This window comes from Nonomuraea angiospora (assembly GCF_014873145.1).
Classification (GTDB): domain Bacteria; phylum Actinomycetota; class Actinomycetes; order Streptosporangiales; family Streptosporangiaceae; genus Nonomuraea; species Nonomuraea angiospora.
On the sequence record NZ_JADBEK010000001.1, the window covers coordinates 9,350,955 to 9,364,324 of the forward strand.

13 protein-coding genes are annotated in these 13,370 nt (G+C 72.2%); 7 read left to right on the forward strand and 6 right to left on the reverse strand.

Going from position 1 to position 13,370, the window contains the following annotated elements:
* Positions 1-16: 16 nt before the first annotated feature.
* Positions 17-730 carry a hypothetical protein gene (locus H4W80_RS43115; RefSeq protein WP_192790336.1) on the reverse strand — a complete coding sequence of 238 codons (714 nt, stop codon included), beginning with the start codon at positions 728-730 and terminating at the stop codon, positions 17-19.
* A gap of 877 nt (positions 731-1,607) precedes the next feature.
* Positions 1,608-2,552, reverse strand: coding sequence for an AraC family transcriptional regulator (locus H4W80_RS43120; protein ID WP_192790337.1), 945 nt, complete (start codon positions 2,550-2,552; stop codon positions 1,608-1,610).
* A 122-nt stretch (positions 2,553-2,674) separates the two neighbouring features.
* Between H4W80_RS43120 and H4W80_RS43125 the strand changes: the two genes are divergently transcribed.
* The 7 genes from H4W80_RS43125 (at position 2,675) to H4W80_RS43155 (ending at position 10,401) form a co-directional block, all read left to right on the forward strand.
* Positions 2,675-3,235, forward strand: a complete 561-nt coding sequence (locus H4W80_RS43125; protein WP_192790338.1) for an NADPH-dependent FMN reductase — start codon at positions 2,675-2,677, stop codon at positions 3,233-3,235.
* Between the two features lie 579 nt (positions 3,236-3,814).
* The gene (locus H4W80_RS43130) at positions 3,815-4,549 is read left to right on the forward strand and encodes a GntR family transcriptional regulator (RefSeq protein ID WP_318787317.1); all 735 of its coding nucleotides are present in this window, start codon (positions 3,815-3,817) and stop codon (positions 4,547-4,549) included.
* A 2-nt stretch (positions 4,550-4,551) separates the two neighbouring features.
* Positions 4,552-4,779: a 4Fe-4S dicluster domain-containing protein gene (locus H4W80_RS43135; RefSeq protein ID WP_192790340.1), complete on the forward strand. Its 228-nt coding sequence runs from the start codon at positions 4,552-4,554 to the stop codon at positions 4,777-4,779.
* A gap of 11 nt (positions 4,780-4,790) precedes the next feature.
* On the forward strand, positions 4,791-6,188 hold the full coding sequence (locus H4W80_RS43140) for an ABC transporter substrate-binding protein (RefSeq protein ID WP_225963968.1): 1,398 nt from the start codon (positions 4,791-4,793) through the stop codon (positions 6,186-6,188).
* A complete protein-coding gene (locus H4W80_RS43145; protein ID WP_192790342.1) occupies positions 6,185-7,039 on the forward strand; it encodes an ABC transporter permease in 855 nt (284 codons plus the stop codon). The genes H4W80_RS43140 and H4W80_RS43145 overlap by 4 nt, the downstream gene beginning before the upstream one ends.
* A complete protein-coding gene (locus tag H4W80_RS43150) occupies positions 7,036-7,740 on the forward strand; it encodes an ABC transporter ATP-binding protein (protein WP_192790343.1) in 705 nt (234 codons plus the stop codon). The genes H4W80_RS43145 and H4W80_RS43150 overlap by 4 nt, the downstream gene beginning before the upstream one ends.
* On the forward strand, positions 7,741-10,401 hold the full coding sequence (locus H4W80_RS43155) for a fumarate reductase/succinate dehydrogenase flavoprotein subunit (protein WP_192790344.1): 2,661 nt from the start codon (positions 7,741-7,743) through the stop codon (positions 10,399-10,401). It abuts the gene before it with no gap.
* On the opposite strand, the gene H4W80_RS43160 is transcribed toward H4W80_RS43155, so the two are convergent.
* Genes H4W80_RS43160 through cysT form a run of 4 tightly spaced genes read right to left on the reverse strand, consistent with a single transcriptional unit; the run spans position 10,398 to position 13,369 of the window.
* Complete coding sequence (locus tag H4W80_RS43160; protein ID WP_192790345.1) at positions 10,398-10,799, reverse strand: RrF2 family transcriptional regulator; 402 nt, start codon at positions 10,797-10,799, stop codon at positions 10,398-10,400. The two genes, H4W80_RS43155 and H4W80_RS43160, sit on opposite strands and share 4 nt — an antisense overlap.
* Positions 10,799-11,770 (reverse strand): sulfate/molybdate ABC transporter ATP-binding protein, encoded by a 972-nt coding sequence (locus H4W80_RS43165; protein ID WP_192790346.1) that lies wholly within the window; start codon positions 11,768-11,770, stop codon positions 10,799-10,801. Before H4W80_RS43165 ends, H4W80_RS43160 begins: the two co-directional genes overlap by 1 nt.
* A gap of 5 nt (positions 11,771-11,775) precedes the next feature.
* Positions 11,776-12,558 (reverse strand): sulfate ABC transporter permease, encoded by a 783-nt coding sequence (locus tag H4W80_RS43170; protein ID WP_192790347.1) that lies wholly within the window; start codon positions 12,556-12,558, stop codon positions 11,776-11,778.
* Complete coding sequence (gene cysT, locus H4W80_RS43175) at positions 12,551-13,369, reverse strand: sulfate ABC transporter permease subunit CysT (RefSeq protein WP_192790348.1); 819 nt, start codon at positions 13,367-13,369, stop codon at positions 12,551-12,553. Before cysT ends, H4W80_RS43170 begins: the two co-directional genes overlap by 8 nt.
* Position 13,370: the final 1 nt, after the last annotated feature.

Here is a 13,370-nt window from a genome sequence, read left to right on the forward strand (position 1 = left end):
CCTAGCGCTGCTCCCGTCAGCTGGTGATGGTCAGGTCGCGGAAGAGGAAGTAGTTCGCGATGTCGCTCTGCAGATACTGGTGGTAGTAGGTGGCCATGGGCTTGGCGGCCTTGTCCGCGGTGAGGACCGTGATGACCACGTACTTCTTGGACGCGCCCGAGCGCATCTTGCCGTAGGCGTAGCTCTTGTGCGTCTTGTCCGTGTGCCACTTGACCGCGTCCGAGGTGAGCGACGCCAGGCGCGTGGCCGTCGTCTTGGCGGCGCCCTCGCTGGGGAAGGACAGCACGAGCTGGACCGCCTTGATGTGCCCGCCGTACGCCGAGTACGCGAGCTGGACGGCGTTGCGGCAGTTGTTCCTGGCCAGCACGCCCTGGCCGTCCACCGGGTCGCAGCTGTCGTACGTCCAGCCGGCGACCTTCTTGGCCTGGAGCTCCACGTCTCCCAGCTTGAAGTCCCAGTCCTCGAACTCGTCGTCGGTGAGCGGCGAGCCCGGATCCACACGCTTCGAGGTGGCGGACCTGGTGTCGCTGGGGGCCGGGGTGGGCTCGGCGGGTTCGGAGGCGGGTGGGTCCGACGGGGTGGTGGACGGCGGGTCGGACGGCGGTGCCGTCGTGGCCGTGGGGACCGGGTCGGCGGTCGGCAGCGCGACGGGCGGTTGCCGGCCGGAGTCGCGCACGTAGAGGAACGCGACGACGCCGCCGCCGATCAGGAGGACCGAGACCACGCCCACGACCAGGCCGATGACCAGGGCGTTGGTGCTCTTCCGCGGCGGGGCAGGGGCTGGAGGCGGGCCAGGGATGGGGCCTGGGGCGGGGAGCAGCAGCGTGCCTTGGGGGCCGGTCGGGTTGCCGTACGGCGGAGCGCCCGATCCCGGCGGCTGCCCCTGCCCGTAGCCGCCCTGCCCGCTCGGCGGGCCGTACCCGGGCGGCGGGGCTCCTTGCCCGGGAGGGGGCCCGTATCCGGGCAGAGGGGAGCCCTGTCCAAGGGGCGACCCGTATCCGGGCTCCGGCGACCCTTGCCCGGGGGCCGGGCCGTATCCGGATGGAGGAGCTCCTTGCCCGGGGGGACGGCCGTATCCGGGCGGAGGGGACCCTTGTCCGCTCGACGGGCGGTATCCGGGCGGAGGAGACTCCTGCCCGGGAGGGGGTCCGTATCCGGATGGAGGAGCTCCTTGCCCGGGGGGACGGCCGTATCCGGGCGGAGGGGACCCTTGTCCGCTCGACGGGTCGTATTCGGGCGGAGGGGACCCCTGCCCGGGAGGGGGTCCGTATCCGGATGGAGGAGCTCCTTGCCCGGAAGAGGGGCCGTATCCGGAGGTGGGGGGACTCTGTCCAGGGGGTGGGCCGTATACAGGTCCGGGGGCGCCGTGCCCGGGTGGAGCAGGGTGGCCGTATCCCGGTTGGCCCTGACCGTGGCCGGGCTGCGGCGGGCCGGCTTGGCCGGGCGGCGGGCCGTAGTGCTGCTGCTGCGGGCCGTACCCCTGCGGCGCTCCTTGCGCGCCCCACGGGCCTTCCGGCTGGGGCTGGGGCGGGGGAGGTTGCGGAGGGTATGCCATTGCTCCATTGTGGGGTAGCTGATCCCCATCTGCCCCAGCCACCCCCCGAATCTCACGAGGCCGTCCGCGCCTCCTCGCACACCTGGCGGCGGTATTTACCGGGCGCCAACCCGTACTGCCGCTTGAACGCGTTCCCGAACGCGAACTCCGACCCGTACCCGACCCGCTGCGCCACCTCCGCCACCGAGACGTCGGACTCGCGCAGGATGCGGGCCGCCGTGGCCAGGCGCCACCACGTGAGGTACGCCAGCGGCGGCTGCCCGACGAGGGTGGTGAAGCGGCGGGCGAAGCCGGCGCGCGAGAGCCCGGCGTGGGCGCCGAGCGACTCGACCGTCCAGTGGTGGGCGGGGGCGCGGTGGATGGCGTCCAGCGCGCGGCCGATGGCCGGGTCGGCCAGCGCGGCGGCCCAGCCTGACTCCCTGCACGCGTCGGACTGCAGGTCGAACCAGGCCCGCAGGATGTAGAGCTGGAGGACGTCGAGCAGGGACGTGACGACGGTGTCGGCGCCCGGCCGGGGGTTGTCGATCTCGCCGGCGAGCAGTTCGACGGCGGCCCGGAGCTCGGGGTGGTGGCCGAGCGTCGTCGGCAGGTGGATCACGTCGGGCAGCGCGTTCAGGATCGGGTGAGTCCTGGTGGGGTCGAGCTGGTAGCCGCAGCAGAGGGTGACCGTCTCGGCCCCGTCGCCGCCCTCGACGGTCGAGGCGAACAGCTCGGACTCCAGGTACGGGTCGCAGACCGGCGCGGCGAGCGGCGTACCGGGACTGTCGGCCAGGCCGTACCCGTCGCCGTGCGGGAAGAAGACCACGTCGCCCACGCTCAGCGGCATGGGCTCGCCGTCAGGTGGGATGAGCCAGCAGGACCCGCGCAGCACTATCTGGAATCCGGCGGACCCGGGCGCCTTCGGGAACTCCTTACCCCACGGGGCCCGCCAGGAGATGCGCACGGAGGTCGGGCGGCCGGTACGCATGAGGGCGACGACGTCGCTCAGCACATCCATGCCCACAGTCTATGTCAGGAGACTCTCGCGTATAAAAAGTAGTGTTTCGAGCATTGGATATCTCAACCCCGGCTCCTACTGTGGGTCAGGCATTCCCTGACCTTCTGAAAGGACCGATTGACATGATCAAGGTTGGCATCATCGTGGGCAGCACCCGTCCCGGCCGCAACGCCGAGGCGGTCGCGCAGTGGGTCCACGATCTGGCGGTCAAGCGCGGCGACGCCGAGTACGAACTGGTGGATCTGAAGGACTACGCCCTGGGCAACCTGGACGAGCCGCAGCACCCCGCCGCGGGGAACTACGCGCACGAGCACACCAGGCGGTGGGCGGCGAAGATCGCGTCCTTCGACGCGTTCGTCTTCGTGACGCCCGAGTACAACCACTCGATCCCGGGCTCGCTGAAGAACGCCGTCGACTTCCTGTACGCGGAGTGGACCAACAAGGCGGCCGGTTTCGTGGGTTGCGGAGTGGGCGGCGCGGTCCAGGCCGTCGGGCACCTGCGCGACGTCCTGTCCAATGTCGGCGTGGCCACCGTGCAGCAGCAGGTCGCGCTCTCGATCTTCACGGACTTCGAGAACATGACCGCGTTCAAGCCCGCCGCCGTGCACGAGGACAAGCTCGGCGTCCTGCTCGACCAGGTCCTCGCCTGGGGCGGCGCCCTCCGCCCGCTGCGCGCGGCCTGACCGCGATTCGCGACCGGCCGGGTGTCCTGGGCGCTCGGCCCGTCGGTGGTACGGCTGCGGCCCGGCGAGCCTCACCGCCCACCGATGGGCCGAGCGCGGGGGCCGGGACGGGCTCCCTGGCACGCGCGGTTCGAGAGGGCGAGTGCTGGGAGTCGCCCCCGACGCTCCGCCGGACGCCGACGCGGGGGATGGCGGCGTCGGGATGACGCCGTAGGACGGCGGCGCCGGGGTGACGGCACCGGAGAGCCGGGGCGGGGGGAGCGCCTGGCTTCGCGGTGACTGCCCGGCGGTGGGCTTGGCGCGGCGCCTGGAGGCGGTGGCCGGCCGTCCGTCTGAGGGCGCGGCCGGTCGGTGCCGTAGTGAGGCGGTGGGGGAGCGCGGCCAGGAGGGGGCGGGGGCTTGGGCGTTTTCCCGGTGGTGGAGGGGTGGCAGATCTTGGGGGCGTGCCGGGGGAACGGCTGATCGGGGGTGGGGTGGCGGGATGGGCGGGTGGCGCAATCCGACCGTTATCCCTATTTCCCTACCGGATTGCTAGGTTGTGCTTGTCGGAGGCCGATTGAGGACCGCCGGGAGGCACAAGTGGGACCCACACGGCGCCGGGCCGACCATGCCCGGCAGGTGGCCGACCTGCTGCGCAGGCAGATCGTCCACGGGCACTTCCCGCGCGGCCAGTTGCCGCTGGAGGCGGCGCTGGCGCGCGAGTTCGGCGCCTCGCGCAACACCGTGCGCGAGGCGCTCGGGCTGCTGCGCGAGGAGGGCCTGGTCGAGCGGTGTCCGGGCGTGGGCACCACGGTGGCCAGGGAGAAGTACCCCCATGGCCTGCACCGGCTGCTCGGCCTGGCCGAGACCCTGCACGAGCACGGCGAGGTCACCAACCAGGTCAGGACCATGACCCTGATGGAGCCGCCCAGGGCGGTCAGTCACCGGCTCGACCTGCCCGCCGGCGAGCAGGTCGTCTACCTCGAACGGCTGCGCCGCCTCAACGGCCTGCCGCTCTCGCTGGACCTGACCTACCTGGTGCGGGACGTCGGAGAGCCGCTGTTCGACGCCGACCTGGAGCACAACGACATCTTCGTGCTGCTGGAGAGCATCACGGGCAAGCCGCTCGGCACGGCGGAGCTCACCCTGGAGGCGGTCAACGCCGACGCGCACACCGCGGCCGTGCTCGACGCGCCGCCCGGCGCCGCGCTGCTCATGGTCGAACGGCTCACCCACCTGGCCGACAGCCGACCGGTCGACCTGGAGTTCATCCGCTTCAGGGGCGACCGGCTGACCATGCGCGGGCACCTGAACCGCGCCACGGACAAGGAGTGACGATGGCCCTGATCACCCAGCGGGTCGAGGTCCCGGTGACCATCGACGAGGCGCTCTGCATCGACGGCTGCACGCTCTGCGTCGAGGCCTGCCCGCTGGACTCGCTCGCGATCAGCGACGAGACCGGCAAGGCGTACATGCATGTGGACGAGTGCTGGTACTGCGGGCCTTGCGCCGCGCGGTGCCCCGTGGACGCGGTCACCATCAACATCCCCTACCTGCTGCGATGAGGGAGAGCACGATGCGCAGGGCCCTGGCGGCCGTCGCGCTGCTGGCGGCGGCCGGGTGCTCGGTCACCGGCGCGGCGGGCGGCGACGGCAAGACGAAGATCGTCATCGGATACCAGTCGAAGACCATCAATACGGTGACCGCGGGCACGCTGCTGCGCTCGCTCGGCTACCTGGAGAAGCGGCTCGGCGGCAGGTACTCCGTCGAGTGGCAGGACTACGACACCGGCGCCCCCATCACCGCGAAGATGGTGGCCGGGAAGATCGACATCGGCTCGATGGGCGACTACCCGCTCCTGATCAACGCCTCCCGCACCCAGGGCATCCCGGCCGCCCGCACGGAGCTGGTCTCGATCACCGGCTACAACCTGCGCGGCGGCCTCAACATGGTCGTCGTCCCGCCCGGCTCCGAGGCGAGGACCCTCGCGGACCTGAAGGGTGCGAAGATCTCCGCCAGCCTGGGCTCGGCCGGGCACGGGACGCTGGTCCAGGCCCTGGAGAAGGCCGGCGTCACGGGGGTCGAGGTGGTCAACCACCAGCCCGCGGTGGGCGCCTCCCAGCTCGAGTCGGGTGGCGTGCAGGCGTACGCGCAGTTCGTGGCCTGGCCGGGGCTGCTGGTCTTCCAGCACAAGGGGCGGCTGATCTACGACGGCTCCGCGCTGGACGTGCCCACGTTCCATGGTGTGGTGGTGCGTCAGGCGTACGCGAAGGAGCACCCCGAGGTCGTGGACGCCTTCCTCAAGGCGCAGATCGACGCCACCCGCTACCTGCACGAGCACCCGCTGGAGGCCGCCGAGTCCGTGGCCGGGACCACGGGCCTGCCCGCCGAGGTCGTCTACCTCTACAACGGCCCCGGCGGCATCTCCACGTTCGACGTCACGTTGAAGCCGCAGCTCAAGGCGGCGCACGAGCACGACGTGCCGTTCCTCAAGCGCATCGGCACCGACTTCGCCGGGGTGGACGTCTCCTCCTTCGTCGACGACGCGTACCTGCGCAAGGCATACGGCCCCTCGTACGACAAGGACCTGGCCTCCACCGCGAACCCCGCCCGGATCACCGGCGCCGACCCCGTCTGCGGCGGTCAGGTCACCGACCCGAGGACAGCGTCCGAGCTGTGGCCGGCCGGCGCGGCGACGACGCAGCCCGCGGCCACGCCGACCTGCCTGCTGCGCCAGATCGCCAAGGCCGGTACGGCGGTGCGCGCCGCGTACGTGCCCGACACGACCACGGGCACCCGGTGGTTCGCCGACGGCTCGGTCTGGCTCCGGGACCCGGCGGCGCCCGAGCGGTCGCGGTTCCTGCCGTTCACCACGCAGGACGGCGCCGACGCCTACCGCAAGGCGCACCCCAGGACCGAGCCCGTCACCTACGAGGCCGCGCTGAAGGCGGCCGGGCGGGGCGGCGACGCATGACGAGCGCCGAGGTACTCCCACGCGAGACGACCGGCTCGCAGAAGGCGCGCAAGGTCCCCGCGCCGCCCCGAGCCGGGAAGGGGCGGTGGGCCGTCAGGGTGGCGTCGGTGGCGGCGGCGGCCGGCCTGTGGCAACTGCTCACCGTCACCGACGCCCGGCTGTGGCTCAGGTTCGACCGGTTGCCGACGCTCGACGAGATCGCCCGCGAGGCGGCCAGGCAGCTCGCCACCCAGGTCTACCTGCTCGACCTGCTCCAGAGCCTGATCCGCATCCTCACCGGCTTCGGCCTGGCCACGGTGGCGGGCATCGGGGTGGGCGTGCTCGTGGGCAGGTCGGGCCGCACGCGTGACGTGCTCCTGCCGCTGCTCGAAGCCGTCCGCCCGATCCCGGCCATCGCGCTGGTGCCGGTGGCGATCCTGCTGTTCCCGACGGACGAGCAGGGGATCGTGTTCATCACGTTCGTGGCCGCGTTCTTCCCGATCATGGTGAGCACGCGCCACGCCGTGCGGGCGCTGCCGACGCTCTGGGAGGACGCGGTCAGGACGCTCGGGGGCGGACGCCGCCACGTGCTCCGGTACGTCGTGCTGCCCGGGATCCTGCCGGGCGTGTTCGGCGGGCTGTCGGTCGGCATGGGCGTGTCGTGGATCTGCGTGATCTCGGCCGAGATGATCTCCGGCGAGTTCGGGATCGGCTACCGGACCTGGCAGTCGTACACGCTCGTGGACTACCCCGCGGTGATCGTCGGGATGATCACCATCGGCCTGCTCGGCTGGCTCACCTCGGCCGTGGTCGAGCTGGTCGGCCGTCGGATCACCCGCTGGCTGCCCCGGGCGGAAGGGAGCGGGCGATGACGGCGGGGCTGGGGTTCGCCCTCGACGGGCTGTCCCTCGGCTACGGCGGCGGCCTGGTGCTGCGCGAGGTCGATCTGGAGATCGTGCCGGGCGAGGTGCTGGTCGTCGTCGGGGCCTCGGGCTCCGGCAAGTCCACGCTGCTGCGGGCGCTGGCCGGGCTGCTGCCGCCGTACGAGGGGCGGATCCTCGCGGACGGCGCCGCGGTCGCGGGCACGTCGGGAGAGCGCGCGATGGTCTTCCAGGACGACGGCCTGCTGCCGTGGCGGTCGGTCCGGCGCAACGTCGAGCTGCCGTTGAAGATCCGGGGAGTGGCGCGGCGCGAGCGCGCGGAGCAGGCCCGCGAGTGGATCGAGCGCGTGGGCCTCGCGGGGGCGGAGGACAAGCTGCCCCGCGAGCTGTCCGGCGGAATGCGGCAGCGCGTCCAGCTCGCCCGCGCGCTGGCCGGGACGCCCAGGGCCGTGCTGATGGACGAGCCGTTCGGCGCGCTGGACGCCCAGACCCGCGCCCAGATGCAGCGCCTGCTGCTCGACGTGCTGCGCGGCACCCGGGCCACCGTGATCTTCGTGACCCACGACGTGGACGAGGCGCTGCTGCTCGCCGACCGCGTTGTGGTGCTGGGCGGCCAGGACGTCCGCTCGGTGCTCGGCGTGGCCGGCGGCGACCGGAAAGAACTGCGCGCCAGGATTCTGGAGGAGTTGTAGATGGAGATCCCCCCGATCGAGGACCGCCTGAGCCTGGAGTGCGAGGTGCTCGTCGTCGGCGGCGGCACCGCGGGCACGATGGCCGCGATCACCGCCGCCGAGCGCGGCGCCGACGTCCTGCTGCTGGAGAAGGCGCACGTACGGCACAGCGGCGCGCTGGCCATGGGCATGGACGGCGTCAACAACGCCGTCATCCCCGGCAAGGCCACCCCCGAGGACTACGTCGCCGAGATCACCAGGGCCAACGACGGCGTCGTCAACCAGAAGACGATCTACCAGACCGCCACGAGGGGCCACGCGATGGTCCGGCGCCTGGAGCGGTACGGCGTGAAGTTCGACAAGGACGAGTACGGCGAGTACGCGGTGCGCAGGGTGCACCGCTCGGGCAGCTACGTCCTGCCGATGCCCGAGGGCAAGGACGTCAAGAAGGTCCTCTACCGGGTGCTGCGCCGCCGCGACATCAGGGAACGGGTCCGCATCGAGAACCGCGTCATGCCGGTCAGGGTCCTCACCTCGAACGGCCGGGCGGTCGGGGTCGCCGGGTTCGACACCAGGTCGGGGCGGTTCGTCACGGTGCGGGCCGGCGCCGTGATCCTGGCCACCGGCGCCAGCGGGCGGCTCGGGCTGCCGGCCAGCGGCTACCTCTACGGCACGTACGAGAACCCCACCAACGCCGGCGACGGCCACGCCATGGCCTACCACGCGGGCGCGGAGCTCAGCGGCATCGAGTGCTTCCAGATCAACCCGCTCATCAAGGACTACAACGGCCCGGCCTGCGCGTACGTGGCCAACCCGTTCGGCGGCTACCAGGTCAACAACCAGGGGGAGCGGTTCGTCGACTCCGACTACTGGTCGGGGCAGATGATGTCCGAGGTCGCCGCCGAGATCGCCTCGGCCCGCGGGCCGATCTACCTCAAGCTCACCCACCTGCCCGAGGAGACGATCTCCGCGGTGGAGGGCATCCTGCACACCACCGAGCGCCCCACCCGCGGCACCTTCCACGCCGGGCGCGGCCACGACTACCGCACCCACGACGTGGAGATGCACATCTCCGAGATCGGCCTGTGCGGCGGCCACTCCGCCTCGGGGGTCTGGGTGGACGAGCACGGCGCCACCACCGTGCCGGGCCTGTACGCGGCCGGCGACCTGGCCTGCGTGCCGCACAACTACATGATCGGCGCGTTCGTCTTCGGCGACCTGGCAGGGGCGCACGCGGCCGAGCACCACGTCCGGCCGCAGGACCTGCCGGAGGACCAGATCGCGGAGGCGCACGCGCTGGTCTACCGCCCGCTGGCCAACCCCGACGGGCCGCCGCAGCAGCAGGTGGAGTACAAGCTGCGCCGCTTCGTCAACGACTACGTGGCCCCGCCGAAGACGGCCGCCAAGCTGGACATCGCGCTGGAGTCGTTCGAGCGGATGCGCGAGGAGATCGCGGCGATGGGCGCGCGTACCCCGCACGAGCTGATGCGCTGCGCGGAGGTCACGTTCATCCGCGACTGCGCCGAGATGGCCGCCCGGTCCTCGCTCACCCGCACCGAGAGCCGGTGGGGTCTCTACCACGAGCGCGCCGACCTGCCCGGCCGCGACGACAGCACGTGGCTGTTCCACCTGAACCTCCGCAAGCGGGCCGACGGCGCGATGGAGTTCGTCAAGCGGCCGGTGGAGCCGTACCTGGTGCCCGTGCCCGAGTTCGAGCCGGTCGCGGGCGAGCCGGTGCTGCTGGGCGCGCAGTCGGCCGCCACCGTGCGGCGCCCGGACGGCGTGCGCGAGGAGCGGGCGGCCGTGGGCCGCTCGCCCCGGATCCTGGAGCTGCACCGGCTGGCCGAGGAGCAGCCCGACGTGCGGCGGCTCGCCCCCTACCTCGCCGACCCCGACCCCAAGGTGCGGCGGGCCGCCATCGCCACGCTGACCGAGACCGTCCCCGAGGGGGCGGGGGAGGCGCTGGTCGCCGCGCTCGGCGACGGCCACGGCACGGTGCGGCGGGCCGCGGCGACCGGGCTGAGGGAGCTGGTCGAGGTGCTGCCCGCCACCCCCTCGCTGGGCGCGGCCCTGGCCGGGTGCCTGACCGGCGCGGACGCGGTCGTCCGGGCCACCGCGCTCGACGTGCTGCGCGCGCTGCGGCTCGGCGACAGGGAGGCGTTCGCGGCGGGGATCGGCGACCCCGACCGCCGGGTGCGCATCGAGGCGATCCGCGGGCTGGTCTCGCTCGACGAGGCCGACCTGGTGGCCACGGCCGCCGCCGATCCGTCGCGCGAGGTGCGGGTATGGGTGGCGAAGGGCCTCGGCCTCATCGGCAAACCGGCAGGGTCGCTGGCGGTGCTCGCGGACGACGCCGACCCGCTGGTCAGGGCCGCCGCGCTGGAGGCGTCCGGCGCCGTGGGCGTCCCGCTGGAGTCGCGGGCCGTCAAGGGGCTGGAGGACCCCGACTGGCAGGTACGCGTGGGCGCGGCCCGCTGCCTGGCCGCCGCGGACCCGGCGACGGCGATCGAGCCGCTGGTCGGGGCCCTCTCGGACGCCAACCAGGATGTACGCAAGGCCGCCGTGCTCGCCCTCACCCCCTGGGCGACCGCCTCCGAGGCGGCCGCCGGACTGCGCGCCGTCGTTGACGATCCGGACGCCGACGTACGGGCCTACGCCCGCCGGGCGATCGGGAACGGCTAGCCGGCGGCGGGGTCCTTGGCCGCCGTGGTGACGACGTCGGCGAGCGTGACTTCGGTCAGCAGGGCGTGCTCGTGCTCGCGCATCGCCGTCCAGATGTCGGTGAGCGGGCCGGCCACGCCGGGGAAGCGCTCTATCTCCTCCTCGATCCCCTCCGTCACGCGGATGACGTCGGCGAGGGTGATCTCCTCGGCCGGCCGGGCCAGCCAGTAGCCCCCGTCAGGTCCCCGCTGGCTGCGCACGAGCCCGGCCCGGCGCAGCTGCAGCAGGATGTTGTCACAGAACCGGCGCGGGATGTCCTGGCTGGAGGCGATCTTCTCGGCGGGCACCGGGCCGGGCGGCGCCGCCGCGAGGGCGACGGCGGCGCGCAGGGCGTAGTGAGTTCGGGCAGAGATCCGCATCACGCCGTGGTCGTGCTCAGGGCCAGGGAGCGGGCGGCCGGGCTGGGCCACACGTGGATTACCTGGTCCGGACGCAGGTTCAGGCGTTCGACGGTGCTCCGGGTGACCTGGGCCCAGGCCTCCTGGCCGTCGATGAGCAGCTCCACGCGCACCTCGAAGCCGAGGCGGACGACCCGGGTGACAGTGGCGGCGACGCTGCCGTTCTCGGGGGCGGTGCCGATCTCGATGTCGTGCGGGCGGACCAGGTGGCCGTCCAGCTCGGTGACCGGACCGAGGAAGCGCATCACGAACGGGTCGGCCGGGTTGTCGTAGACCTCCGTGGGGCTGCCGATCTGCTTCACCTGACCATCGGCCAGCACGACGATGGTGTCGGCGACCTCGATCGCCTCCTCCTGGTCGTGGGTGACGAAGACGGTGGTGACGTGAACCTCGTCGTGCAGGCGGCGCAGCCAGGTCCGCAGCTCCTTGCGCACCTGGGCGTCCAGGGCGCCGAAGGGCTCGTCGAGCAGCAGGACCTGCGGCTCGACCGCCAGCGCGCGGGCCAGGGCCATGCGCTGGCGCTGGCCGCCGGACAGCTGGGCCGGGTAGCGGTCGGCGAAGCTCTCCAGATGGACCAGCTCCAGCAGCTCCATCACGCGCTTGCGGGTCTCGTCCTTGGGGCGTTTGCGGATCTCCAAGCCGAAGGCGACGTTCTTGAACACGGTCATGTGCTTGAACGCCGCGTAGTGCTGGAAGACGAAGCCGACGTTGCGGCGCTGGGGTGACAGCCTGGTGGCGTCCACGCCGGAGATCAGCACGGTGCCCGTGTCGGGGGTCTCCAGCCCGGCGATGACGCGCAGCAGCGTCGACTTGCCGCCGCCGCTGGGGCCGAGCAGCGCGGTCAGGGATCCGGGGGCCACGTCGATGGAGACGTCGCTCAGCACCGGCGTTCCCCCGAACGCCTTGTTGACGCCGCTTACTTGGATGGCCATGAGGTTCAGCCCTTCGGGCGCAGGATCTTGGTGAGCAGGAGCGTGACGACCGCCACCAGCGCGAGCGCGGTCGCGGCGGCGAAGGCGGAGGCTTCGTCGAAGTTCTGGAAGCGTTCCTCCACGAACAGGGTCAGCGTCTGGGTCTTCTCGACCAGGCGGCCGGAGACGACGGCGACCGCGCCGTACTCGCCCAGCGCCCGGGCCAGGCACAGCACGACGCCGTAGGCGAGCGCCCAGCGGATCCCGGGGATGGTGATGCGGCGGAAGGTCTGCCAGGGGCCGGCGCCGAGCGTGCGGGCCGCCTGCTCCTGCTCGTCCCCGAGCTCCTCCAGTACGGGGATCACCTCCCGGATGACCAGGGGCAGGGAGATGAAGACGGCCGCCATGACCATGCCGGGAACGGAGAAGATGATCTGGACACCGAGGTTCTCCAGCCAGCCGCCCACAGGGGCGAAGCGGCCGTAGACCAGGATCAGCGCCAGGCCCACCACGACCGGGGAGACGGCCATGGGCAGGTCGATGAGGGCGTTCAGCAGCCGCTTGCCGGGGAAGTCATGCCGTACCAGGAGAATCGCGGTGCCGACCCCGAAGACGGTGTTGGCCAGCACGGCCCAGAACGCGACGATCAGGGTGACGCGGAAGGCCGACTGGGCCTGGGGCGTGGTGAGCGCCTCCAGCACCGGGCCGAGACCGTTCTCGAAGGTGCGCCAGCCGATGAGCACGACCGGCAGCACGAGCAGGAACAGTAGGTAGAGGAGGGCGAGCGCGCGGAGTCCGTATTTAGCCACGGCGGCTGCCCCATCGCTGCAGCAAGTCCAGCAGGACCAGCGTGACCAGGGCGACGACGAGCAGGACCGTGGAGACCGCCGCCGCGCCGACCGGGTTGTCGGTTTCGATCTGACCGAAGATTTGCACCGAGGCCACCTGGGTCTTGAACGGGAGGTTTCCCGAGATCAGCACGACGGAGCCGATCTCGGCCATCGATCGGGAGAACGCCAGCGCGGTGCCCGACAACATGGCCGGCACCAGGTTGGGCAGGATGACGCGCCGGAAGATCTGCGCCGTGCTCGCGCCGAGCGAGGCCGCGGCCTGCTCCATGTCCCTGTCGAGCTCCAGCAGGACCGGCTGGACGGTGCGCACCACGAACGGGAGCGTGACGAACAGCAGGGCCAGCACCACGCCGGCGCGGCTGTAGGCCAGGTCGAGGCCGAGCGGGCTCTTCGGGCCGTACAGCGCCAGCAGCACCAGCCCGGCGACGATCGTGGGCAGCGCGAAAGGCAGGTCGATGAGCGTGTCGACCACGGCCTTGCCGGGGAAGCGGTCCCGGACCAGCACCCAGGCGATGACCGTCCCCATGACCAGGTTGATCACGGCCACGACCGCCGAGGCGCCGATCGTCAGCGAGAGCGCCGCCCAGGCGTCCGGCGTGGTGACCGCGTCCCAGAAGTAGGCGATCCCCCGCTCCTGCGAGCGCAGCACCACGGCTGCCAGGGGGATCAGCACGATCAGGCTCAGGTACAGGACGGCCGCGCCCAGCCCGAGCGCGGTTCCCCGCTTCTGGCCGAGCGCCGCCCTGGAGACGACAGTCTGTGTGGACACG